This window comes from Pseudomonas psychrophila, from assembly GCF_001043005.1.
Lineage (GTDB): Bacteria > Pseudomonadota > Gammaproteobacteria > Pseudomonadales > Pseudomonadaceae > Aquipseudomonas > Aquipseudomonas psychrophila.
In genome coordinates this window covers 279,340-302,846 of the sequence record NZ_JYKZ01000006.1, presented here as the reverse complement: position 1 = coordinate 302,846, position 23,507 = coordinate 279,340, and the positions used below count along the sequence as shown (strand labels likewise).

Here is a 23,507-nt window from a genome sequence, read left to right as displayed (position 1 = left end):
AAGTGACTCGCTGTAAGAGCGAAACCATCATTTCAGTTCACCGCAAATGCCGGATATGTACCCCGTGTGCTCGTTGTTTTGCGAAGCGCCCGCACCTATGCCGAGTCCATATCCATTCGATATGTCAGCTGACGAGTGAAACGAGGCTGCGTAGGACGCCTACAGCATCCCCGCCCGCAACTCATTCTTCGCGACCTTGTTTGACGCATTCACCGGCAGTGCCTCATAAAACCGCACCATCCTCGGCACCTTGTAGTTGGCCATATGCTCACGCGCCCACTGAATCAACCCGGCTTCATCCAGAACCTGGCCATGACGCAACACCACACAGGCACACCCCACCTCCCCCATGCGCTCGTCAGGCACACCGATCACCGCCACCTGGGCAATGGCCGAGTGCTCTATCAACCCCGCTTCGATTTCCGCCGGATAGCAATTAAACCCCCCCACGATAAACATGTCCTTTAACCGGTCGGTGATGCGCAAGTTACCCGCCGCGTCCTGCTCGCCAATGTCACCAGTGTGCAACCAGCCTTCACTGTCGATGGTTTCAGCCGTGGCCTTCGGGTCTTCAAAGTAGCCCTGCATCACATGAAAACCACGCAGGCAGATTTCCCCCGTGCTGCCCGCCGGCAATGCCCTGTTCTGCGGATCGCGGATGCTCACTTCGGTACCTGGAATCGCTCGGCCACTGGTGCCTGCAATGGTGGTGGCGGGATCGGCGGGATCACAGATGGTCGCCAGCCCGCCGCATTCGGTCAGGCCATACGCGGTGGTGACGACCGAGAAACCCAATTCGCGGCGCATGCGCTCAATCAGGATCGGTGGAATGGTCGCCGCACCGGTGACGGCAATGCGCAGGCTCGACAGATCGGTTTCAGCCAGCTTGGGATGGGCAAGCATCGACAGGTACAAGGTCGGCGGCCCCGGCAGCACGTTGATGCGCTCAGCAGCAATGCGCTGGAATACCGCTTCGGCATCGAACACCGGGTGCGGCAGGATAGTCGCGCCAGCCAGCAGGCACGTCAGCCAGCCCGCCTTGTAGCCAAAGGCATGAAAAAACGGGTTGATCACAAGGTAACGGTCACCGGCTTGTAAACCGATTACTTTCACATACTCACTAAAAGCCCGGATATTTTGCCCGTGCGCGCTCATTACGCCCTTTGGCTTGCCGGTGGTGCCGGACGTAAACAGCAAGTCGCTCAGGTCGTCAGCACCCACGCTGGATGCCCGCAACGTCGCTGCCGATTCGCTGATGGCCGCACCCAGGGCCAGAAAGCCGTTCCAGTTCAGGCCATGGGAACTCCCGGCGCTGGTCTCGCCCAGCAAGACCTGGCACTCAAGGTTCGCCGGACGACAGGGAGCCAGTAAAGCCAGATAGTCCGTGCCCAGAAACATCGGCTGCACGAATAACACCCTTGCCCCGCTGCGCTCCAGGATATCGGCCGCTTCGCTGCCTTTCATGCGGGTGTTGATCGGCACCATCACCGCGCCAGCACAATGGATACCCAATGCGGCAATGATCCAGTCCCGGCCATTGGGTGCCCAGATCGCCACCCGATCGCCTTTGCCGATGCCTTGGGCCATCAGGCTGCGGGTTACGGCCAGGGCCAGGCCTGGCAGTTCGCTGTAGTCGGTGCATTCCCCGTTTTCTTCAATGGCGGTACGCCCGGCATGTTGATGCGAGGCGTTGAGCAGCAATTGCGGAATCGAACTCGGCAGGCTCTGTTGCAGGCTGGAAGTCATCGGTCACTCGTCTGGCAGATTATTCGGGAAAGCACACACGCAGCTGTTCGCTGTTGGGCACCGATTGGCACGCCAGCACCCAGCCATCGTTCAGTTCTTGTTGATCAAGGGCATCGTTGCGCAGCATCTCTACACTGCCGCGTTCAACCGTACACATGCAGGTTGCGCAGGAACCCACCAAACAGGAACTGGGCGGTTTCAAGCCCGCGCGCTGCATGGCGTTGAGCAGTGTTTCGCCTTCGGCACAGGGCACTTCGAACTCTTCACCGTCCAGGCGCACCGAGAGCTGGCTGCCAATCACATCGGTGTTGACCGGCCCCGGGGCAGCCACACTGCCCTCCTCGGGTAACGACACAAACCGCTCGACATGGATACGGCCGTGGTCCATGCCGATGTCATGCAAGGCGCTGACAGCAGCGTCCATAAACGGGCCGGGCCCGCAGATAAACGCCTGGGCATGGACGAACGGCCGGGCCATGTTCGCCAGTTGTGCCACGGCCGGAATACCCTGAACCGAGTCCAGCCAGTGAATCACTTGCAAGCGCTGGGGGTAGGCACTGGCCAAGGCTTTAAGCTCGGCCGCAAAGATCACTGATGCTTCATCGCGGTTGGCGTAAACAAGCAGAATTCGGCCCGTACCGGCAATCAAGGCCGAGCGCAGGATCGACAGCACCGGAGTCACCCCGCTACCGCCACCAAACAGCACAAAGTCATCATCAAAATGCCGAGGGACAAACACCCCGGCCGGGGCCAGCACCTCAAGCAGATCGCCTTCGCGCACGTGCTCGCACAACCAGTTGGAAGCACGACCGTCACGGACTTGCTTGATCGTCACGCGCAGTGGCTCGTCTTGCAGCGGAGTGCTGGACAGTGAATAACAACGGGGCAACCAGCCACCCTCAAAGGGTACGCGCAGGGTTAAAAACTGCCCGCACTTGTAGACAAACTGTTCACGCAAGGCCAACGGAACGTCGAACACCAGGGATCTGGAGTCCGCCGTTTCAGTCACGACTTGCGCCACACGCAGGGAGAAATACGCAGGTTGGGTCATATCAAATACTCATCACAAACTGGCCACTGTCGATACGCAGCTCAATACCACTGATGGCGCGAGACTCATCACTGGCCAGAAACAGCACGCTGGCGGCGACATCTTCGGGCAGGCACATGCGCCCCATGGGGTCGGCGTCGATGGTCAAGCTCCACGGGTCCAGCCCTGCGGGCAAAGTGGCCGTGGTCATGGGTGTAAGGATGCCGTCAGGGTGCAGGGAATTGCAGCGAATGCGGTACTTGCGCCGACGGCAGTGCACCGCCACCGTGCGTGAAAGCGCCGCCACCGCTCCTTTCGAAGCGCTATAGGCGACGTAATCATCACGCCCGGCCACGGCTGCAATCGACGACATATTAATGATGGAGCCGCCAGCGCCTTCCTTCATCAGGCTGATGGCGGCGCGACAACCCAGAAAAACGCTGTCGCTGTTGATCCTCTGCACCCGCTGCCAGTCGGCGTACTCGGTGTTTTCAATATCGCCTTTCAACAGAATTCCGGCGTTGTTGAACAGGATGTCCAGACTTGCATGGCGCTGGCGGATAGTGTCGATAACCCGTATCCAGTCGGTTTCGCTGCCTGCATCGTGCTCGATGAACAGCGCTTGGGGACCGATTTCTTCGGCCAGGGCTAACCCTGCTTCCACATCAATGTCACTGATCACCACACGCGCGCCCTCACGGGCCAGCAGCAGCGCAGTCGCGCGGCCCACTCCGCTGGCGCCACCGGTGATCAGCGCCACTTTGCCTTCAACCCGTGCGCTCATAAGGTCACCCCTGTAGCTTCTGTGGGAGCGAGCCTGCTCGCGAAGGCATCTACCTGATCTGACTGATGTACCGCAGCGCCTGCATCGCGAGCAGGCTCGCTCCCACAAGAGGCCGACAAGCCAGCCCGGCGCCCCGAAAACACGCAGTCGGCCAGTGACAAGCCGCTGATGTACAGGTGTGATGCCACGCCAATCGCCGTGCGCCCGGCACTGAACAGGCCGGCAATCGGCTGACCCTGTTCATTGAGAACCGCGCCGTTGCTTTCATCGACTTTAAGCCCCCCCAGGGTCAGCGCCCCCAATGGGAATATCGGGTTGCCGACGCTGATATCGCAGGCATAAAACGGCCCGTTATCCAGCACCTGCCGGCTGCCTTCAGACTTGCCAAAGGCATCCGGCCCGTCGCCCCGGGCACCGGCGTTGTAGGCACACAGCGCACCATTCAATTCGCCAGCCTGCATGCCACACACGGCTGCCAATCGGTCCGGGTTGTCGCCCTTGCGGACTTTGAACAGCATCAAGGCCAGTGCGGGCAAGGTCTGAAACCACCAGTAGCCGCCAAAAAGCGCCTGACGGATCGCCTGTTTACGCAAGCGCGCGTCCAGCACCAGCCAGGCCTGCCCCCCCTGTTCTTCGCACAACGGTTGGCCCAGGGTGGCGCCATAGACTTCTTCGTTACAAAACCGTTGCCCGTGGGTGTTGACCACAATCCCCTTGGGCCAGCAGTGCGGCGGGTTGATAAAGCGCCAGGCCGATACCCGGCTCAAACGCTCGCTTTTGGCACCCACCGATTGCCCGAGCAGCAGACCGCTGCCATCGCAGCCGGTAGCACCGACCTTGAAGTTGCGACGAAAGTCGGGGGCGTGCTCACGAATCAGGTCGCGATTGAAAATAAAACCACCGGTGCTGAGGATCACTCCGCGTCTGGCCCGAATCAGCACCGGTTGCCCGTGATCACGCTCCAGTTGGCTGACTTTTTGTCGCAGCCGGTCGCAGTAGGCGGGCGCAAAATTTTGCAGGCGCTCGGCCCGTGCCGCCAGACGCTCATGCAAACGTGCTTCGCGGCTGCCCTGAGGCAGGCTCCAGAATTGCGCGCCGATCACCCTTGAGCTGTCATCCAGCACCAGGCGCCGGGCGGCGGATTGCAGCAAGGGTTGCACTCCGGCACGCAGGCAGGCAGCTTTCAAATGCGCGTAGAACACCGCGCCACACTGGCCCTTGCCAACGGTGCGATGGCCGCGCGGAGCCGGTGGTTGAGCGCCCGCATGGGATGGCACCAGCTCATTGCCCGAGTAATACAAGAAGTAGCCATCGGACGGGTATGAGGTCTTGCCTCCGGGCGGCACGCTATGGGCGTAACTCGCTCCGTGGCCTTCAAGCCAGCCAAGGTTGCTGACGCTGTCGTCACAAAATTTTTGCAAGGTGGCATCGCTGACAACACCCTGGGTTTCGTGCTTGAGGTAATCGAACATGGCTTGTGGGCTGTCATCAAAACCGGCCGCCTGCTGATGCCGGGTCCCACCGCCTGCATACACCACGCCACCACTTTTGGCACTGGCGCCACCGCCGGTAAAACGGTCGGCCACAATCACATGGGCACCCTGGCTTGCAGCTTCCAGTGCGGCGCAGGCACCTGCCGCTCCCCAGCCGATTACCAGCACGTCGCAGGTGTCATCCCACTCCCTGCCCCCCAGTTGATCTTCATACAGTGGCTCAAGGATTTTACTGTTGCTGCTGGCGCTCCTGGCTCGGCTCATGACAACGCTCCGACCTTGGCGCTGGCCATGACGGATACGTTCCTGGCGATATGGTTGGCGGCGATATAGCCGAAGGTCATGGCCGGGCCCAGGGTGCCACCGGCACCGGGATAGCTGATGCCCATGACCGATGCCGAGCAGTTGCCGATGGCATACAACCCGGCAATTGGCTGGCCGTCTTCGCGTACGACCTGAGCGTGCTGATTGGTCAGCAATCCGCCCTTGGTGCCGATATCCCCGGCATCCAGGCGCATGGCGTAATACGGCCCTTTGCGCAACGGTGCCAGGCACGGGTTGGGTTTGATGTTGCTGTCGCCGTAGTAACGGTCAAATACGTTGCCACCGCGATCAAAGTCCAGGTCGACACCGGTCTGGGCGTAACCGTTGACCTTTTGCACGGTGCTGCTCAACCCCTGCGCATCAACACCGATTTGCATGGCCAGCGCCTCAAGACTGTCGGCCTTCCAGTACACGGTATTGAGCCATTCCTTACGCAGACGGCTGTCGGGTACCACCTGGGCCGGCATCAACGGGCCCATGGCGTAGTTGAAGCGAAAGTGACCATCGAAGATCACCCACGACGGCACTGACCGGCCGTCGGTCTTGCGGTTGTCCTGGTACATGGCGTCGACGAACTCCAGGTACGGCGCCGCTTCGTTGACAAATCGATGCCCCAGGCTATTGACCACAATGGCCCCCGGGAACGCCCGTTCGGCAAACACGCCACGGGGTTTTTCTTCGCCGGGCACGGCAATGGTCGGTGCCCACCATGCCCAGTCCATCAGCGCGGTGGCCGCACCGATTGTGAGCCCCGCTTCAAGCGCAGCCCCGGTGTTGTTGCCCGGCGGGGTGGCGCTCCAACTGGCACGGGTGGGTTGCGGCAGGTATTTTTCACGCAGGGTTTGGTTCTGCTCAAAGCCGCCGGAGCCAAAAATCACGCCACGGCGAGCCCTGAGCTCAAGGACTTTGCCACCCGTGGCGACCTTGATCCCCGCTACCCGATCACCGTCGAGCAGCACATCCTGAAAATCGGTGTTGAGCCATAACGGCACGTTGCGGTCCATCAGGGAGCGGCGCAACGACGCCACCAGCGAGCTGCCCAATGCGGCGCGGCGGTCGTACTTGCTTTTGCGACGCCATTTGAAATCGAGTTTGTAGCGCGCCATTAGCTTGAAAATCAGCCATTGCCAGCCAAAGCTGCGAGCCATGGCCTTGTGCGCGTCGCGGGCAGTCCAGGCAATGCGGCCCATCAACAGGGTCGACGGCGAAGGTTTACGAAGGTTGGGCAATTCGTCCGCCAGCAGGCTTGTGTCGAACAGCTCCGGGTCCAGGGTGCGCCCCCCCGCCAGGGCACCTGGCAACTGCGGATAGTAGTCAGGGTATTTATCGGCCACGGCATAACGCACGCGGCTGTTGTCGGTGAGCTTTTTGATCATCGGCGCGGCGTTATCCAGGTACGCCTGCAGGCGCAGTGGGTCGCCGTGCTCACCGGTCGCGGCCTTGAGGTACTGCATCGACAGCTCAGGGCTGTCCTGACCGCCAATGGCGGCAAAGTAATGGTTGTTGGGGATCCAGATACCGCCGCCTGAAATCGCCGAGGTGCCACCATATTTATCGCTTTTTTCGACAATCAGAACCGACAGGCCCTGATCAGCCGCAAACAGGGCCGAGGTCATGGCGCCGGCGCCGGAGCCGACAACAATTACGTCATAGCTGGACTGAGACTGATCGTGAGCCGTCATTTTTATTATGCCTTGCGCTGAAGTCAGAGGTGTTTTACGGAATCAGAGGGCTGACCCGATCAAACAAAAGGGTCCGCGTTGGGCAGGCCCAGCTGTACAAGACCGTAACTGCGGCGGTAAGCCGCCTCGTTGTTGGCAATGTGCCCGCGAGCCTGGTGCAGGTCACGGAAGTAACGCGCCACCGGGTTGGTGTTGTACAAACCCGAAGCGGCCATGCAACGCAGCAGGTCACTGACACGGTCGGCGCACACATTGGTCACGTGGGAGGACTGGTAGCGATATAACAAGCGGGTTTCGACATCCGGGTATTCCCCGGCTGCGGCCAGCGCCAGCAAGTGCCCGTAGTTGCGCATCAGCACCAGTTTGAGCGCGTCAACGGTGATGATGGCTTCAGCTGCAGCCGCTTGGGCCGCCGGATCTTCGGCGGTTTTGGCGCCGTGTTTGCCGATGTGCTTTGCCGCGTTGTCGCAAAACTCGTTGATTGCCCCTTGCAAGGCGCCAAGGGCCGAGGTCGATACAGCGCGGGCAAACACCTGGGCAAACGGGATCGAGTACATCGGGTTGGTATTGACCAGTCGGCCCGGCGTGGCTTCGATGCTGTAGTTGTTGGTGCGCTGCACCCGATGAGCCGGGACAAAAGCGTCTTCAACAACGATGTCGTGACTGCCGCTGCCGCGCAGGCCTAAAACGTCCCAGTTCTGTTCGATGCGGTAATCGCTGGCCGGAATCAGGAAGGTGCCGTGTTCGGTTGGGCCCATTTCGTCTTGCGGCACGATACCGCCGAGCAGGCACCATTGTGCATGTTGGCTGCCACTGGAAAACCCCCAGCGCCCGCTGACCTGATAACCCCCCTTGACCGGCGTGACCTTGGCCACCGGCATATAGGTCGAAGCCACCAGCACGGAGCCGTCTTCACCCCACACATCACGCTGGGCTTCAATCGGGTAACGCGCCAGTTGCCATGGATGCACGCCCACCACACCAAATACCCAGGCAGTGGACATGCAGCCTTCAGCCAGGGTCATCTGGATTTCAAAAAAGGTGCGCAGGTCGACTTCATGACCGCCCCACATCTTGGGCTGCAGGGCTCGAAACAAACCGGCCTCTTGCATGTCACGAACGGTTTCGTCGGGCAGTTTGCAGTCTTTGTCCGCCTGGGCTGAACGGCTTTTTAGCGCAGGGATCAGGTCACGCGCACGTTGCAGCAGCTCAAGCTCAATCGGACTTTTCTCTCGTATCTGATCCATCCGTGTGTTCTCCGTCAGTCTCTCGCTGCGCGAATGCGCGGGCGGTGTATGACGAATAATCCGGCCTGGCACGCTGTGGATCATCGTCAAAGCGGACTAGGCTTGGGCATCACACGGAACTTGCGCACGCGCCGGGATCACTTCGCGAGCCGGCTCGCTCCCACAATGACCCTGGGGGACAGGCTTAGAGAACTGGCAGCCGGGCGAAAGGCCGGTCCTGTTCAATCTGCGCACTCAAGCGCAGCAACACGTCTTCGCCTCCCAAAGGCCCGGTAAACATCATGCCGATGGGCAGACCGTTGTTGCTCATGCCCACCGGCAAGGAAATGGCCGGCTGGCCGCTGACGTTGGCCAGTACGGTAAAGGACGCGCTGCCCATGGCGTTGTGGGCATAGCTCTCCCAGGGCTGATCGAGGCTCAAGAGCCCCAGGTCCGGGGTGACATTGGCGGTCACCGGCGAGAGGATCACGTCAAACTTCTGGAATTGATCTTCCATGTAGCCGCCAATGGTCTCGAACGACTGACGCGCACGGTACAAGCCCTCTCCGGTAACTTTTTGTGCGCGGTCCAGCACCACCCGGGTGATACGTTCGTAGTCATCGGCAGTGGCAGCGCGACCCAGTACCTGTTCGCGATCGTGAACCATGGTCAGCAATGCATCGCCAATCACCGAACCGTGTGCGCCGAACAACTGGCGCGGATCGATGCCAAGGCGCAGCTCTTCAACCTCATGCCCCTGTGCTGCCAGGCGTTTGGCAGTATCGCTCAGCACTCTCTCCACCTCAGGGTCCAGCGGCGCGCCGGTCAATGAGTCACGTACCACGCCGATGCGCAAACGACCGGGGGCGGTGCGTAACTCTTCGACATAGGGGCGCTCAAGTGGCTTGGCCCAGTACGGACTGCCAGCCTCATGCCCCTGCCCCGCATCCATGAACAACGCCATGTCACGCACATTGCGCGACACCACGTTGCCTACGCTGGCTCCAAACCAGCCCTCATATTTACCCGGGCCGCTGGGGGTGCGGTAGCGCGTGGGCTTGAGCCCGACCAGGCCGCAATAGGACGCGGGTATCCTGATCGAGCCACCGCCGTCTGTGGCGTGGGCCACCGGCACAATGCCCGCAGCAACGGCCGACGCCGCGCCACCGGATGAGCCTCCTGCGCTTTTGGCAAGGTTCCACGGGTTGCGGGTTTGCCCCCACAGCAGGGATTCAGTGGTGGTGGTCAACCCGAATTCCGGGCAGGTGGTCTTGCCAAACGGCACGGCCCCGGCCGCCTGATAACGGGTGATCAGGGTGCTGGTATGGGGCGCCAGCGGTGCATCTTTGTACAGGCGGCAACCATTGGTGGTGCGGGTGCCTTCGAGGTAAGTATTGAGGTCCTTGATCAGGATCGGCACCCCGGCCAGCGCCCCCGTGGTTGATGCACCACTGGCGGTACGGGCCTTGAGCAGCGCGTTGGCGTAGTCGTCATGGCGCATATTGACGGCATTGACCTTGGGGTTGACCGCATCACAACGGGCCATGGCCGCCGACAGCAGATTTTGCGGGCTGATTTCACCTTTTTGCACGGCTTTGGCCATGTCCCAGGCATCCATTTGCAGATATTCCCCAGGGGATATACCGCTGGAACCGGCCGCATTGGCAAAGCGCCCGAGCAGGCCTGCGCCCACAGTCAGGGCACCTGCCTTGAGCACATGACGACGCTGCCAGCCGGTGGCAAGTTGCGTGTTTTCGGGGGTAGAGGCTGGGATTGGCAAAGTATCACTCCGATTTACATTTTATTTTTGTAAAAAACACATGCCCCCCGTGGGAGCGAGCCTGCTCGCGAAGGGCGCGGCGCGCTTGAGGTCTTCGCGAGCAGGCTCGCTCCCACAAGGGGGGGGCACAGCGTTTTTCAGTCAGCCGTTACCATCGATTGCATGGTGGGCAAAAAGTGTTCGCCATAGGGCGGCAGCAGGCCCCATTCGCGGCGCGGATCGTGGGCCGCAGCCTTGTAAACCGTGCGCATGTGGCTGAACTCAAGGAAGCCTTCGCGGCCATGATAGTGGCCCATGCCCGAGGCACCGATCCCGCCAAACGGCGCGTCATGCAGAGCCGCGTGCATCATCACGTCATTGATGCTCACACCGCCGGAAATCGTGTGCTGCAGCACATGGCGCTGCTCTTCTTCATTCTGGCCAAAGTAGTACAGCGCCAGCGGTCGCTCGCGGGAGTGGATGTCGCCCAGCGCCCGATCAATGTGCTCATAAGGCAGCAGCACCAACGCCGGGCCGAAGATTTCTTCGTGCATGATCTGGCTGTCACGGGGCGGGTTGATCACCACCTGCAGCGCGCGTCGACGGGTTCGGGCGTCGGCCTCTGGCGCCTGCGGGAAGCTCTCGATCCGGGCACCCCGCTCACGGGCATCCTGCACGTAACCGTCGATGCGTTGCACATGGCGGGCATTGACCACAGCCACTACATCCGGGTTGTCGTCCGTGGTAGGGAGCAGTTCGGTGTAGGCAGTACCCAGCAGGCCGATAAAATCTTCCAGCAGCTCACGCGGCACGTACACCACGTCCGGGTTGATGCAGATTTGCCCACCGTTATTGGCCTTGGCCACTGCGATGCTGAAGGCAGCCTTGGCCAGATCTGCGCTGCGGGAAATGATCACCGGGGATTTACCTCCCAGTTCCAGGGTCAGGGGCACCAGGTTTTCAGCCGCATTGCGCATGACCGAACGTGCCACAGCGGTACTGCCGGTGAACACCAGATGATCGAAGGGTTGGGAGGTAAATACCTGCGCCAGCTCGGCATCACCGGTCACCACAGCGATTTCAAGCGGGTCGAACATGTCGGCAAAGGCCTGGGTCAGGACCTGAGCGGTGCGAGGCACCACTTCGGAGGGTTTGAGAATGGCTCGATTACCCGCAGCCAGGACGCATGCCAAAGGGCTGAGCAAGGTGAACAGCGGCGCATTCCAGGTGCCCAGAATGCCGATGGAGCCTTTGGGCTGGTGCATCACCCAGGCTTTGGCACCCATCTGGTCGTAGGGCGAAAACACTTGTCGCGGCTCATCTTGTGCCCAATGGTCAAGATGGTCGCGCGCATATTTGAGTGATGCCAGCGAACCCAGCACGTCATTCATCAATGAAAAACCCTGCGGGCGACCGCCAAAATCTTCATCCATTGCCTCGATCAGTGGCTGCTGATAGCGCACCAGCAGCTCTATCACGCGCTGAATGCGTGCCCGACGCAGCTCTGGGCTGACGCACCCAGCATTGATAAAGGCTTCTTTTTGCGCCGCCAACAGGCTGGACAGCTGTTCTGGAGCAGTGCTGCTGAACGTCATGGATGAGTCCTCTGATACACCGGTTCAATGAGCCGACGCTAGCGAATCCGCCTCCCGAACGCCTCGTCCAATCGGACGATAATCGGCTGCATTCGTTAGTCCATTAAGACGATGTAGCGCACCGTTTCGAGGCGAATACTGCAAGCACGAAAATTCAATCCATGAGGTTCGTCATGGCAATGCAAAGCAGCTTCGACCCGCAGGCATTCCGTACCGCGCTGGGCACCTTTACCACCGGGGTGACGATCATCACCACCCAGGCTGAAGATGGTTCGCCCATCGGCATTACTGCCAACAGTTTCAACTCGGTCTCCCTCAACCCGCCGCTGGTGCTGTGGAGTCTGGCCAAGACTGCTCGCAGCCTGCCGGTGTTCAGTTCCGGAAAACACTGGAACGTGCATGTGCTGTCGACCGAACAGGAACCTCTGTCCGGACGTTTTGCGATGCAGGGCGAGAACAAGTTCTCCGAAATTGAACTCGACAACGGCATCAGCGAAGCGCCGCTGCTACAGGACTGCACCGCCAGGTTTCAGTGCCGCACGGCCTTTCAATATGAAGGCGGCGACCATGTGATTTTTGTCGGGGAAGTACTCGCCTTCGATCACAGCGACCGTGCACCGTTGGCCTTTCAAAGCGGCCAATATGCCCTGGCGACGCGCAAGCCACGCAGCGAGCTGCGCCTGGCAACCACTCCGCCACCGCCGGAATGCAGCTACACCGAGGACTTGCTCGGTTATCTGCTGGGCCGCGCCCACTACCAGTTGCTCGACGCCCTGCATCGCCTGCTGAGCAATCAGCAACTGGATGAGCATGCATTTTTCATCCTCTCGGTCCTGTGTATTCGCGACAACCTGACCCTGGATGAAATCAATCATTTCGTCAGCTACACCGGGCATGTGGTGACCGTGGCAAGCATGCGCTTTCTCGAAAAGCAGAATCTGGTCGCTCTCGAAGGCAGCCAGCAGGCACCGCGCTATGTACTGACCGCCACCGGTCGTGAGGCGTCGCTGCAACAAGTGGCACTGGCCAAGGCCGTGGAGGAGAACGTATCGGCCAGACTCGCTCCCGGCGATGCCCAGGCCCTTAAAGTGCTGCTCAAGCGCCTGATTGCAGCCAGTGATCCAGGCTTGCCCGATCTATGGGCGCCCCGTTAAATCCCTAGTCAAAAAGGAACAGGACCCTTTATGAACATTATTCAGCGCTTCAATCTGACCGGCAGCGTGGCCGTCATCACCGGTGGCGGCCGGGGCATTGGCCGCGGGATCGCCCTGGCCTACGCCGAGGCTGGCGCCGATGTGGTATTGGCAGCCCGCACCTTGAGCGACGTTGAAGCGGTGGCCGAAGAAGTTCGCAGCCTGGGCCGCCGTGCCCTGGCCCTGAGCTGTGACGTGAATGATGCCGAACAACGCAGTGCGGTGGTCACCCAGGCCCGTGAGCACATGGGGCGCATTACTCATCTGGTGAACAACGCAGGCGGTGCCGGCCCCAACGACCCGTTGACCCTGAGTGTCGAGCGCTTCGAAGAAATCATGCGTTTCAACGTGTCTTCGGCCTATCACCTGTGCCAGCTGTGCGTGCCGCACATGCGTGATGCGGGCAACGGCAACATTCTCAATATCACCTCAGGCGCGGCGCGTTATGCCCAAACCCAATTCAGTGCCTATGGCACTGCCAAAGCCGCGCTGAGCCACATGACCCGCTTGCTGGCCCAGGATTTCGCGCCGTTGGTGAGGGTCAACGCAATTGCCCCCGGCCCGATCCTGACCGACGCCCTGAACCGCGTCCTGCCGGTTGCCATGCGCGAGGGCATGATCAACGCCACCCCGCTGCAAAGCCTGGGCGAAGTCGAAGACATTGCCGCCGCTGCGCTGTACCTGGCCACCCCGGCTTCGCGCTGGGTCACCGGCAAGATCCTGGAAGTGGATGGCGGCGCCGAATCGAGCGTGTGGCCGGGCTGAGCCAAGACTAAACCGTGGGAGCGAGCCTGCTCGCGAAGCTCGCTCCCACAAGGGATTTTCTGCAGAGCCCTCACCGGGATCTGGCTTTAAGAGAGCGTATTTATGGACACACAGTTGATTGAAGCCCTGGGCGACGAGCTGTTTCACGCGCTGCGTGAGCGCCGCAGTGTGCAGCCGCTGACCCAGCGTTACCCGGACCTGACCCTGGAAACGGCCTACCGGATCTCCCTGCGTTTTTTACAGCGCCGCGAAGCGCTGGGCGAGCAAGTGATCGGCAAGAAGATCGGCGTCACCAGCCGTGCCGTGCAGGAAATGCTCGATGTGCATCAGCCCGATTTCGGTTTTTTGACTAATCCCATGCAGGTCGCTGACAACAGTGATGTGAGCTTCGTCACCCACCATCTGGTGCAACCACGGGCTGAAGGCGAGATCGCTTTTATCCTCGGCGAAGACCTGCACGCCCCCGGCATTACCGCCGAAGACGTCATGGCTGCCAGCCAATGGGTGGTGCCGTGTTTCGAGATTGTCGACTCGCGTATCGCCGACTGGAAAATCCGCATTCAAGACACCGTGGCCGACAACGCCTCATGCGGCGTGTTCGCCCTGGGCGAGCAACGGATCAATCCCCGTGAACTGGACCTGGCCAAGGTCGAACTGCACGTGCTGAAAAACGGTCAGCCGGCGGGTAACGGTTTTGGCTCGGCAGTACAGGGCCACCCCTGCGCCGCCGTGGCTTGGCTGGCCAATACCCTGGGCAAGTTCGACATTCCGTTTCGCAAGGGTGAAATCATTCTGTCCGGAGCATTGGCACCGCTGGTGCCGGTGCAACCCGGGGATGAGGTCAGCCTGACCCTTAGCGGTCTGGGCTCTGCCCGTCTGCGCTTCGTGCCCTAAACCCCGTTCGAGACCTTTCCCATGACCAAAAAGATCAAATGCGCCCTGATCGGGCCGGGCAATATCGGCACCGACCTGCTCTACAAGTTGCTGCGCAGCGACGTGCTGGAGCCGGTGTGGATGGTGGGCATCGATGCCACGTCCGAAGGCCTGAGCCGCGCCCGAGAGATGGGCCTCAAGACTACCAGCGACGGGGTCGACGGGCTGTTGCCGCATGTGCTGGCGGACAATATCCAGATTGCCTTCGATGCCACGTCGGCTTACGTTCACGCCGAAAACAGCCGCAAGCTCAACGAGCTGGGCGTACTGATGATCGACCTGACCCCTGCCGCCATTGGCCCGTACTGTGTGCCCCCGGTCAATCTCAAGGCCAACCTCAAGCGCGGTGCAATGAACGTCAATATGGTCACCTGCGGCGGCCAGGCGACCATTCCGCTGGTGGCTGCCGTGAGCAGCGTGCAACCGGTGGCTTATGCCGAGATCGTCGCCACAGCGGCGTCCAAGTCGGTCGGCCCGGGCACACGCAAGAATATCGACGAGTTCACCCGCACCACCGCCAGTGCCATCGAACAGGTGGGCGGAGCCAAAAAAGGTAAGGCGATCATTATCGTCAATCCGGCCGAGCCCCCCCTGATCATGCGCGACACCGTGCATTGCCTGACTGAAACCGAACCGGATCAAGCCGCGATCACCCTGGCCATTGCCAACATGATCGAGCAGGTGCAGCAGTACGTGCCGGGCTACAAGCTGGTCAACGGGCCGGTGTTTGAAGGCAATCGGGTGTCGATCTTCATGGAGGTCGAAGGCCTGGGCGACTACCTGCCCAAGTACGCCGGCAACCTCGACATCATGACCGCTGCCGCTGCGCGCACCGCCGAGATGTTCGCCGAGGAAATCCTCAAGGGTGAACTGCAACTCAAGGCATCCGCCCCTCAACCTGCCCTCGCTTAAGGAGCCGACCATGGATCTTCGCGGCAAAAAAATCACCGTGCATGACATGTGCCTGCGCGACGGCATGCACCCCAAGCGTCACCAGATCAGCCTGCAACAGATGAAAGACATCGCCTGTGGCCTGGACGCCGCTGGCGTGCCCTTGATTGAAGTCACCCACGGCGACGGCCTGGGTGGCAGTTCGGTGAACTACGGGTTCCCGGCGCACACCGATGAGCAGTACCTGTCTGCGGTTATCCCGATGATGAAAAAAGCCAAGGTGTCGGCCCTGCTGCTGCCCGGCATAGGCACGGTGGATCATCTGCAAATGGCGTATGAGCTGGGGGTCAATACGATCCGGGTCGCCACCCATTGCACGGAAGCAGACGTGTCGGAGCAGCACATCTCCTATGCGCGCAAGTTGGGCATGGACACTGTGGGTTTCCTGATGATGGCCCACATGAATAGCCCCGAAGGCCTGGTCAAGCAGGGCAAGCTGATGGAGAGTTTCGGCGCCAACTGCGTTTACCTCACCGACTCGGCCGGCTACATGCTGCCCCACGACATCAAGGCCCGGGTCGCGGCGTTGCGTGAAGCGCTGCATCCGGACACCGAAATCGGCTTTCACGGCCATCACAACCTGTCCATGGGTGTGTCCAACTCCATCGCCGCCATCGAGGCCGGGGCCACGCGGATCGACGCCGCCGCTGCCGGTTTGGGCGCCGGTGCAGGTAACACGCCAATGGAAATCCTGGTTGCGGTGTGTGACCGCATGGGCATTGAAACCGGGGTCAGCGTATTCGGCATTCAAGATGTCGCCGAAGACCTGGTGGTGCCGATCATGGACTTCCCGATCCGCAGCGATCGTGATGCCCTGACTATGGGCTATGCCGGGGTCTATGGCTCGTTCCTGCTGTTTGCCAAGCGCGCCGAGAAGAAATATGGCGTACCGGCACGGGAAATCCTGGTGGAAATGGGCCGTCGCGGCATGGTTGGCGGTCAGGAAGACATGATTGAAGACACTGCCATGACCTTGGCTCGCCAGCGGGCCTGAGGCTTTGTTCCTTGCCAGGGGCGCTGACCGGGTCAGCGCCTTTGGCGTTTTTATCTGACAGGAATTCAACCATGTCCAATGCCCAGGTCGGCTGGCGCAGCCATGCTTTGCTGTTGTTGCTGGCGGCCATGTTTGCCGACAACTTTGTCGGCCGCCAGATTCTGGCGGTGATGATTGAACCGATCAAAGCAGAGTTCGGGGTCAGTGATACGGCGATGGGGCTGATTTCGGGCCTGGCATTTGCCGGGGTCTACGCCCTCCTCGCCTTGCCCGCCGGGCGGCTGGCCGATCGCATGTCACGCACCCGCTTGCTGGCGATTGCCTGCCTGTTATGGGCGGTGGCGACCATGATCTGTGGCCTGGCAGTCAGTTTCTGGATGCTGGCCGTGGCGCGCATGGCGGTTGCCGTGAGCGAGTCGCCGACCACCTCGGCGTCGATGTCGATCATTGCCGACTTGTACCCGCCGCATCGTCGCTCGTTTGCGATCAGTTGCTTCACTGCCGCCCCGACTTTTTCCGCCGTTATCGGCCTCAGCCTCGGGGCATGGGTGGTCGAGCACTATGGCTGGCGCACGGCGTTTATCGTGATCGGCATGCCCGCGCTGTTGTTCTCCACGCTGCTGGCTTTTGTCGCAAACGATCCGGCCCGGGGCCGTTGGGACCTGGCCAGCGCCCATGCTGCCCATCCGCTGCAAAGCATGGGCAGTGAGGCACGCAAACTCTGGGCTCTGCCCGCCTACCGTTGCCTGGTCATGGCGGGCGGCCTGACCACTCTGGGCTCCTATGCTATCGGCATGTGGAACACCAGCTTTCTGGTGCGCTCCCACGGATTGTCACTCCAGCATGCGGGGTTGCTGGCGGGCTTTATCTGTGGCGGTTTTGCCGGGATCGGCGCCTTGTTCAGCGGCTGGCTAAGCGACCACCTGACGCCGCGCAACCCGCACTGGCAAGTGGGTATTCCAATAATCGGCAATGTAGCCGCGCTTGCTGCGCTGTTCGCCTACCTGCTGTGGCCCGACACAGTGTGGACGCAGCTGGGCAGCGTGCCCGTCCCCAGCTCGATGCTGTGGTGCGCGCTGTACAGCTTTTTTGTGGTGTGGTGGGTGGCCCCGTCTTACAACCTGGTCACGCAACTGGTCCCGGCCAACCGTCGAGGCACGGCCATGGCTTTACAGACCATCATCTCGACACTTATGGGGGTTGGGGTGGGCCCGTTGCTGGCCGGACTGTTCAGTGATGCCTTGCAACCGGCTTTCGGCGTTGAATCGCTGCGCTATGCGTTACTGCTGGTCAGTCTGCCGGTGGCAGGTGCGATCATGCTGCTGATCCGCACCTCCAGCCATGCCGCACAAACCGATTATCTACAGGCAGAGCGAGCCGCATAGTCATCGATAAATGTGCGGGTCAGCTCATAGGACGACAGGTTCGCCCTGCGCCCGGGGCTGAGAGGGAATGCCTGACCCGCCCACAGGTTGATGAAGTCACCGCTGCCCTCTGACTTGGCCTTCAAGGGCAGCAGCACCCCGCCCGCCAGCGGAAAGACCGGCGCCTGGGTATTGATCGGATCCATTTCGCGCATCACCCGATTGACAATACTGCGGGCCGGGCGGCCGGTAAAAAGGTTGGTCAACGCAGTTTGGCTGGAGCTGGCTTCACGCAGCGCCCGGTGATGGGGTTGGGTGACGCTGGCCTCGGCACAAAACAGGTACGCGGTGCCGATTTGCACGGCACTGGCGCCCAGTGCAAACGCAGCGCCGATGCCCCGCGCATCGGCGATCCCGCCCGCGGCAATCACCGGCACGGTTACCGCATCAACGATCTGTGGCACCAGGGCAAAGGTGCCGATCTGGGTAGTCAATTCACGGCTCAAAAACATCGCCCGATGCCCACCGGCCTCGTAGCCCATAGCGATGATCGCATCACACCCGTGAAGCTCCAGCCATTGAGCCTCCTCAACCGTGGTGGCTGAACTGAGGATTTTTGCCCCGCAGGCCTTGACCCTCGCCACCAGCTCCGGTGCCGGCAGGCCGAAGTGGAAACTGACGACCTCCGGGCGCAGCTCTTCGACCAGGGCGCAGGTGGTTTCGTCGAAAGGTGCGCGGCTCGACACGGGAGTCGGCGCGTCATAGTCGACCCCAAGCTCGATGTAGTAGGCCTTGAACAGCGACTTCCACTGCTCGATTGCGGCCTCGTCGTATTCTGGGGCTTGATGGCAGAAAAAATTCAGGTTCAAGGGCTGCTCGCTTGCGGCCCTGAAAGCCGCCACTTCAGCGCGAATCGATTCGAGGTTCAACGTGGCACAGGCCAGGGACCCCAGCCCTCCGGCCCTGGCGACACCGATCATGATATCGGCGCCAGCGCCGAGCATGGGGGCCTGGATGATAGGATGGGTGATGCCGAGCAAGTCGATAAGGCGAGAATCGGGCCAGCAGCTCATGAGGGCGCTCACGGGTAATGATCGGGATGCCAATACTAGCGGCTGGCTTACGAAGGCGCAGCCTCGTTCTGCTCGTCAACGGCTACGGTTTTCGCCACCCATCCCGCTCCGTAGCAGTTGACGAGTAGAACGAGGCTACGTTCGATCGCGCAGCGGTCGCAAAACCGGTACACGCGGTTTGCCTGATTAACCGTGGAAGCCGACCTTACGACTGCTTCGCAGCCTCGCACGGCTCGTCAGCGACTACAGGCCTCTTATTTCTTGCCGGCCAACGCCGAAATCAAAGCCGGGTCATGGTTGTAGATGTCCGGCGCATAGGTCACTTTTCCATCTTTGCTCGCCTGGGCCGTCCAGTAAGTCATCAGGATCGGCACCGGTCGGGACAGCCTGAATTCATGGGTCAACCCCGTGCTCAAGAGTTCTTCGGTGCGGGTCTTTTCGGCCGGGGTCACCAGCAGGTCACGCAGCTGGAAGACCGACTCGACCCGTACACAGCCCGAACTGAAAGCCCGTGGTCCCTTGCTGAACAACGCCTGGCTGGGGGTGTCGTGCAAGTAGACCGAGAACGGATTGGGAAACCGGATTGCAATTCGCCCCAGAGGGTTTCTCGGCCCGGCGCCCTGGCGCAGAAGGATATTGCCCGGGCGGTCCCAGTCAATATCCTGGGCCGCCAACGGCTGGCCGTTGCTGTCCACGATCTGCAGATCCTGGCGGCTGAGGAAAGACGGATCGCGGCGGATCTGCGGCAGTTTGTCTTCACGAAAAATGGTCGGCGGGATGGTCCAGGTCGGGTTCAAGGTCAGGCGATTGACCCGGGACTTGAGCAACGGTGTCTGGCGTTCGGCACGCCCCACTTGAGTGCGGGTCTGCCACACGGGCACGCCACTCTGGTACACGGTCAATTGCGCAGCGGGCACGTTGACCAGCAAGCTGTCGGGCTCAAAATCCTGGGCGATCCAACGAAAACGCTCAAGGTTGATGCGCAGTTGTTCGAGCCGCTCCTGAGGGCTGATATTCAGCTCTTTCAAGGTGCCCGCACCGATCACACCATCGGCCTGCAACGAGTGATCGAGCTGAAAGCTCTTCACGGCTGCAGCCAACTCATTGGTGTAAGTGTGATCGACAGAGGCCGGTAAATGATTCAGGTAGCCTTCACTGAACAGCCGCTTTGCGAGTTCGGGCACCCGTGCATCCTGCATGCCGGGTCGCAACAAAGGACCGCTCGCAAGCGGCTGCCATTGTGGCAACGGTTGCAGACGCTGGCGGGCATAGACCCGGCGCAGGTTTTGATACATCTCCCCTTGCGGCCGCGCCTGGTCAAAGGCCCGCGGAATATCATTCAGGCCCGGTCCTGCCAGGGCCAGAATCCGGGCCTGACGGTCCTGGGGCACTTCGCTGGCATGCCATACCGGCTCAAACTTTGCCTGTGGCAGGCGACCATAGTGCAGGTCCTGCAATGCTTGAAGGTACTGCTGGCTGGTCTCGATATCGGCGCACAGATCCCGAGTCGAGGGCAGTGTGTAGTCCCCTGGGTTCAGACCGTCATCGGCCAACTGAGCCAGTGCTGCTTGCAAGGCGCTCAGGCGCTGATTGTCGGTCCAGACCAACTGATCGTTATGCCCCAGATAAAAACCCTGCAGCAGTTGTTTAGAAGACTCGCTGACTCGCGCCGCCAGCCCCGGGCAGTCCTGAGGCAGTTGACTGAGCGCCTGCTGCACCGGATTCAGTGAACTCACAGGTAGGGGATCGCCTACAGCGACCAATGGCGCAGTCAGCAAGGCAATGCTCAAGTAAAATGCGCGTTTTTTGAACAACTGCTTAACTCCAATTAAGGGCCGTCACTTGGTACATCAACTGAATCTGCAGTCACGGTAAACCCACAGGCTAGCAGCTAACGCAGGATCGCCAAGTTATCGGCGCAGGATTGCTGGCCTGACATCATCGAGAACACGCTATTTATGCTTAACTTTTTACGTCGCTTTTGTTTGGCAGTCCTTGCACTGAGTGCAACCTGCAGCACTGCCTACGCAGCCAACCCTCTATTACTCAGCAAACTCAGCCATGCCGCCCCCGAGCTGAACCCACAGGCCCTTAAAAGCGCCCTGAGCGCCATGCAATGCGCGGTCAACAATGGCGCAAAGCAGGCCCAGCATCTGGCCGTAATCGATTACTCGCAACCTTCGACTGCGCGTCGTCTCTGGATCTTTGACCTGAATCGCAAGACGTTGGTTCTGCGAGATCTGGTGGCCCACGGCAAAAAATCCGGTGAAAACTTCGCCACCAGTTTCTCCAATACCGAAGGCAGCAATCAGTCAAGCCTGGGGCTGTTCAGTACCCAGGAAAGCTATGTGGGCAGCCACGGCTACTCGTTGCGCATGGACGGCCTGGAGCCGGGCATCAATGATCAAGCTCGCGAACGTGCAATCGTGATTCACCCTGCCGATTACGTTAATCCGCTGTGGAGCAAAACCCAGGGCCGAATCGGTCGCAGCCTTGGCTGCCCGGCAGTACGCCCGCAAGTGGCGCGCCAGGTGGTGGACAAACTCAAGAATGGCCAGTTCATGTTCGCCTGGTACCCCGACAAGCGCTGGCTGCAATCCTCGGCTTACCTCAACTGCCAGTCACGGCAGGTGGCAAGTATTGTGTCGGCCAAGCATGAGGTCATGCCAGGGGGTTGAAAGCCCGGGAGCAATACCGGTACATAGTGCGTACATGTTCAAGGAGATTCACCATGTCCGCGTTGCACACGAGTGCCTGTATTTATCGCCCCATGACCCAGGCCGATTTACCCGCAGCCCACGGGCTGTCCTCGCAACTCGACTGGCCCCACCGCCTCGAAGACTGGGGCCTGCTGCATCGGGTCTTCAAAGGATTTGTAGCGACTGTCGATGACCGTTTGATCGGCACGGCATTCGCCTGCCCCCAAGGCAACTTTGCAACCATCGGCCTGGTGGTGGTCAATCCCGACTTCCAGGGCCAGGGCATCGGCCGCCTGCTGATGGAGCTGGCACTTGATGCTTGCCAACCGGGCACTCCCATCCTAAATGCCTCCGTTGCTGGTGCACCGCTGTATCTGAGTCAGGGCTTTGTCGAATTCGGCACCATTGAACAGCGCCAGGGCCTGGCCCGGGCCGTCGCACTCGAACCCCTGGCCGAAGATGAGCATCTGCGGGCCCTCTGCGAACAGGATCAGGTCCGGCAACTGGCATTGGCCAACGCGGGCAGCGGGCTGGACCGAAGCGCCCTCTTCGCACAGTTGCACGATACGATCGAACACACGGCAGGCATCGAGACAGATGGCCAGCTACAGGCGTTTGCTTTATTGCGCCGGGCCGGGCGCGGACACTGCATTGGTCCTGTCATTGCACAAAATACCCGGCAGGCCAGACACCTGATCACCACCCTGCTCGCCCAAATCCCCAATCAGTTTGTGCGCATCGATGTCCCGATGGACAGCGGACTGTGTGAGTGGCTGACACTGGCCGGCCTTGAACCGGTGGACCGCGTAACCCAGATGGCTCTGGGGTCGCCCCCGCAACCCAACCCGCTCGTACGCCAGTTCGCACTGGTTTCACAGGCCATTGGTTGAGCTGTCGAGCGAAGGATGTGGGAACGGGCTTGCTCGCGATAGCATCACCGCAGTACCCCGCCCTGCCGTTTCTTATCCGTTACCGACCCTTTTCCACTGAAAGCGACACCGCCCCGGGCCTGTTGTTGACTCATCGGGCTCGGCGCTATTTATTACTATTAATCCGCATTAATACGATAAATAGAACATATGCTCAGTCGCCCCCTGCACCGTAAACGCCAGAAGCTCTCCGATGTGATTGTCGAGTCGGTCAAACGCTCGATTGTCACCGATGCACTCAAGCCCGGTGACCGGTTGCCCACCGAACGGGAGCTGATGGAGAGCTTTCAGTGCTCCAAGGGTTCTGCCCGCGAAGCACTCAAGGCGCTGGAAGTCGAAGGCCTGGTCAACACCCGCACTGGCCCCAGCGGTGGCGCCTATCTGAACCAGGCCGGGACCGAGCCCGCCAGTCGCGCACTGCGTAACTACTTGCACTTTCAGCATCTGGACGGCGAGCAGGTCTATCAGTTGCGCAAGGTGATCGAAGTCGAACTCGCGGTATCGGTGATTGGCAGATTGAGTGCCGAAGACTATCTGGCCCTGCAGGCCAACGTGGATTTTTGCAGCGCTCCCGAAGACAGCGAAGCCGGACAGCGCGAACAGCGTCTGGCGGAACTGGAGTTTCATAACCTGCTGGCACGGGCCTGCCCTAACCCGCTCCTGAGTTTTATGGCGCAGTTTCTCAATGACCTGCTGCGCGATCTGGTGGTGCTGAAGAAAGCCTACAAACCCAAGCGCAAACAGTTCGACGCCGCCAACCTGGATTATCACAAGCAACTGTTGATTGCCTTGCAGGCCGAGGATGAAGCCTCTGTGCGCAACCTGATGCACGAACACATGTGTGACGCCGAACACCATATGACCGCCCTCGAGGGCCAGGTCAGCCCGCATTTCCTCCTGGAATTCGATCACAACCACTAACTGTGCCAATAAAAGGCCTGCCCACAGGCCATGTTCCGCCGTTTGC

19 protein-coding genes are annotated in these 23,507 nt (G+C 60.6%); 9 read left to right on the top strand and 10 right to left on the bottom strand.

The genetic code is table 11. The features are described 5' to 3' along the window. Positions 1-159: 159 nt before the first annotated feature. The 8 genes from TU76_RS16080 to TU76_RS16045 form a co-directional block, all read right to left on the bottom strand. Positions 160-1,746, bottom strand: coding sequence for a FadD3 family acyl-CoA ligase (locus TU76_RS16080; protein ID WP_019821801.1), 1,587 nt, complete (start codon positions 1,744-1,746; stop codon positions 160-162). A gap of 19 nt (positions 1,747-1,765) precedes the next feature. Further along, complete coding sequence (locus TU76_RS16075) at positions 1,766-2,797, bottom strand: ferredoxin--NADP reductase (protein ID WP_019821803.1); 1,032 nt, start codon at positions 2,795-2,797, stop codon at positions 1,766-1,768. 1 nt (position 2,798) lies between these two features. Beyond that, on the bottom strand, positions 2,799-3,560 hold the full coding sequence (locus tag TU76_RS16070; protein WP_048352074.1) for an SDR family oxidoreductase: 762 nt from the start codon (positions 3,558-3,560) through the stop codon (positions 2,799-2,801). After that, on the bottom strand, positions 3,557-5,317 hold the full coding sequence (locus tag TU76_RS16065) for an FAD-binding protein (RefSeq protein WP_048352073.1): 1,761 nt from the start codon (positions 5,315-5,317) through the stop codon (positions 3,557-3,559). Before TU76_RS16065 ends, TU76_RS16070 begins: the two co-directional genes overlap by 4 nt. Then, positions 5,314-7,059 (bottom strand): FAD-binding protein, encoded by a 1,746-nt coding sequence (locus TU76_RS16060; RefSeq protein WP_048352072.1) that lies wholly within the window; start codon positions 7,057-7,059, stop codon positions 5,314-5,316. The genes TU76_RS16065 and TU76_RS16060 overlap by 4 nt, the downstream gene beginning before the upstream one ends. A gap of 59 nt (positions 7,060-7,118) precedes the next feature. Next, entirely contained in the window at positions 7,119-8,306 is a 1,188-nt protein-coding gene (locus TU76_RS16055; RefSeq protein ID WP_048352071.1) for an acyl-CoA dehydrogenase family protein, read from the bottom strand. Between the two features lie 184 nt (positions 8,307-8,490). Beyond that, positions 8,491-10,065 carry an amidase gene (locus TU76_RS16050; protein WP_048352070.1) on the bottom strand — a complete coding sequence of 525 codons (1,575 nt, stop codon included), beginning with the start codon at positions 10,063-10,065 and terminating at the stop codon, positions 8,491-8,493. A gap of 137 nt (positions 10,066-10,202) precedes the next feature. Then, positions 10,203-11,639 carry a coniferyl aldehyde dehydrogenase gene (locus tag TU76_RS16045; RefSeq protein WP_048352069.1) on the bottom strand — a complete coding sequence of 479 codons (1,437 nt, stop codon included), beginning with the start codon at positions 11,637-11,639 and terminating at the stop codon, positions 10,203-10,205. 173 nt (positions 11,640-11,812) lie between these two features. Here TU76_RS16045 and TU76_RS16040 point away from each other — a divergent pair, with 173 nt between their 5' ends. The 6 genes from TU76_RS16040 (at position 11,813) to TU76_RS16015 (ending at position 17,860) form a co-directional block, all read left to right on the top strand. Then, on the top strand, positions 11,813-12,793 hold the full coding sequence (locus TU76_RS16040; protein WP_019821814.1) for a flavin reductase family protein: 981 nt from the start codon (positions 11,813-11,815) through the stop codon (positions 12,791-12,793). A 30-nt stretch (positions 12,794-12,823) separates the two neighbouring features. Continuing rightward, a complete protein-coding gene (locus TU76_RS16035; protein ID WP_048352068.1) occupies positions 12,824-13,597 on the top strand; it encodes a glucose 1-dehydrogenase in 774 nt (257 codons plus the stop codon). Between the two features lie 102 nt (positions 13,598-13,699). Beyond that, the gene (locus TU76_RS16030; protein ID WP_048352067.1) at positions 13,700-14,491 is read left to right on the top strand and encodes a fumarylacetoacetate hydrolase family protein; all 792 of its coding nucleotides are present in this window, start codon (positions 13,700-13,702) and stop codon (positions 14,489-14,491) included. Between the two features lie 21 nt (positions 14,492-14,512). Continuing rightward, complete coding sequence (locus TU76_RS16025; protein ID WP_019821819.1) at positions 14,513-15,442, top strand: acetaldehyde dehydrogenase (acetylating); 930 nt, start codon at positions 14,513-14,515, stop codon at positions 15,440-15,442. Positions 15,443-15,452: 10 nt separating this feature from the next. After that, a complete protein-coding gene (dmpG, locus tag TU76_RS16020; RefSeq protein ID WP_019821821.1) occupies positions 15,453-16,475 on the top strand; it encodes a 4-hydroxy-2-oxovalerate aldolase in 1,023 nt (340 codons plus the stop codon). Between the two features lie 71 nt (positions 16,476-16,546). Beyond that, positions 16,547-17,860 (top strand): spinster family MFS transporter, encoded by a 1,314-nt coding sequence (locus tag TU76_RS16015; protein WP_048352066.1) that lies wholly within the window; start codon positions 16,547-16,549, stop codon positions 17,858-17,860. Here the strand turns inward: TU76_RS16015 and TU76_RS16010 are convergent. Together TU76_RS16010 and TU76_RS16005 are read right to left on the bottom strand one after the other, a co-directional pair. Beyond that, the gene (locus tag TU76_RS16010; RefSeq protein WP_048352065.1) at positions 17,833-18,912 is read right to left on the bottom strand and encodes an NAD(P)H-dependent flavin oxidoreductase; all 1,080 of its coding nucleotides are present in this window, start codon (positions 18,910-18,912) and stop codon (positions 17,833-17,835) included. The two genes, TU76_RS16015 and TU76_RS16010, sit on opposite strands and share 28 nt — an antisense overlap. Positions 18,913-19,166: 254 nt before the next feature. Next, positions 19,167-20,726: a L,D-transpeptidase family protein gene (locus TU76_RS16005; protein ID WP_019821827.1), complete on the bottom strand. Its 1,560-nt coding sequence runs from the start codon at positions 20,724-20,726 to the stop codon at positions 19,167-19,169. 144 nt (positions 20,727-20,870) lie between these two features. Here TU76_RS16005 and TU76_RS16000 point away from each other — a divergent pair, with 144 nt between their 5' ends. The 3 genes from TU76_RS16000 to TU76_RS15990 all read left to right on the top strand — a co-directional run bounded on the left by TU76_RS16000 (position 20,871) and on the right by TU76_RS15990 (position 23,461). Beyond that, positions 20,871-21,590 (top strand): murein L,D-transpeptidase catalytic domain family protein, encoded by a 720-nt coding sequence (locus TU76_RS16000; protein WP_048352064.1) that lies wholly within the window; start codon positions 20,871-20,873, stop codon positions 21,588-21,590. Positions 21,591-21,643: 53 nt separating this feature from the next. Next, entirely contained in the window at positions 21,644-22,501 is an 858-nt protein-coding gene (locus tag TU76_RS15995; protein ID WP_046809290.1) for a GNAT family N-acetyltransferase, read from the top strand. Positions 22,502-22,690: 189 nt separating this feature from the next. Beyond that, a complete protein-coding gene (locus TU76_RS15990; protein ID WP_019821833.1) occupies positions 22,691-23,461 on the top strand; it encodes a FadR/GntR family transcriptional regulator in 771 nt (256 codons plus the stop codon). Positions 23,462-23,507 lie beyond the last annotated feature (46 nt).

Bases quoted from the DNA above. Each gene is read 5' to 3' on its own strand.
- TU76_RS16055 (WP_048352071.1), bottom strand. From the start codon at position 8,306: ATGGATCAGATACGAGAGAAAAGTCCGATTGAGCTTGAGCTGCTGCAA.
- TU76_RS15995 (WP_046809290.1), top strand. From the start codon at position 21,644: ATGTCCGCGTTGCACACGAGTGCCTGTATTTATCGCCCCATGACCCAG.
- TU76_RS16040 (WP_019821814.1), top strand. From the start codon at position 11,813: ATGGCAATGCAAAGCAGCTTCGACCCGCAGGCATTCCGTACCGCGCTG.
- TU76_RS16070 (WP_048352074.1), bottom strand. From the start codon at position 3,560: ATGAGCGCACGGGTTGAAGGCAAAGTGGCGCTGATCACCGGTGGCGCC.
- dmpG (WP_019821821.1), top strand. From the start codon at position 15,453: ATGGATCTTCGCGGCAAAAAAATCACCGTGCATGACATGTGCCTGCGC.
- TU76_RS16010 (WP_048352065.1), bottom strand. From the start codon at position 18,912: ATGAGCTGCTGGCCCGATTCTCGCCTTATCGACTTGCTCGGCATCACC.
- TU76_RS16035 (WP_048352068.1), top strand. From the start codon at position 12,824: ATGAACATTATTCAGCGCTTCAATCTGACCGGCAGCGTGGCCGTCATC.
- TU76_RS16080 (WP_019821801.1), bottom strand. From the start codon at position 1,746: ATGACTTCCAGCCTGCAACAGAGCCTGCCGAGTTCGATTCCGCAATTG.
- TU76_RS16000 (WP_048352064.1), top strand. From the start codon at position 20,871: ATGCTTAACTTTTTACGTCGCTTTTGTTTGGCAGTCCTTGCACTGAGT.
- TU76_RS16065 (WP_048352073.1), bottom strand. From the start codon at position 5,317: ATGAGCCGAGCCAGGAGCGCCAGCAGCAACAGTAAAATCCTTGAGCCA.
- TU76_RS16030 (WP_048352067.1), top strand. From the start codon at position 13,700: ATGGACACACAGTTGATTGAAGCCCTGGGCGACGAGCTGTTTCACGCG.
- TU76_RS16015 (WP_048352066.1), top strand. From the start codon at position 16,547: ATGTCCAATGCCCAGGTCGGCTGGCGCAGCCATGCTTTGCTGTTGTTG.
- TU76_RS16025 (WP_019821819.1), top strand. From the start codon at position 14,513: ATGACCAAAAAGATCAAATGCGCCCTGATCGGGCCGGGCAATATCGGC.
- TU76_RS16075 (WP_019821803.1), bottom strand. From the start codon at position 2,797: ATGACCCAACCTGCGTATTTCTCCCTGCGTGTGGCGCAAGTCGTGACT.
- TU76_RS16045 (WP_048352069.1), bottom strand. From the start codon at position 11,639: ATGACGTTCAGCAGCACTGCTCCAGAACAGCTGTCCAGCCTGTTGGCG.
- TU76_RS15990 (WP_019821833.1), top strand. From the start codon at position 22,691: ATGCTCAGTCGCCCCCTGCACCGTAAACGCCAGAAGCTCTCCGATGTG.
- TU76_RS16060 (WP_048352072.1), bottom strand. From the start codon at position 7,059: ATGACGGCTCACGATCAGTCTCAGTCCAGCTATGACGTAATTGTTGTC.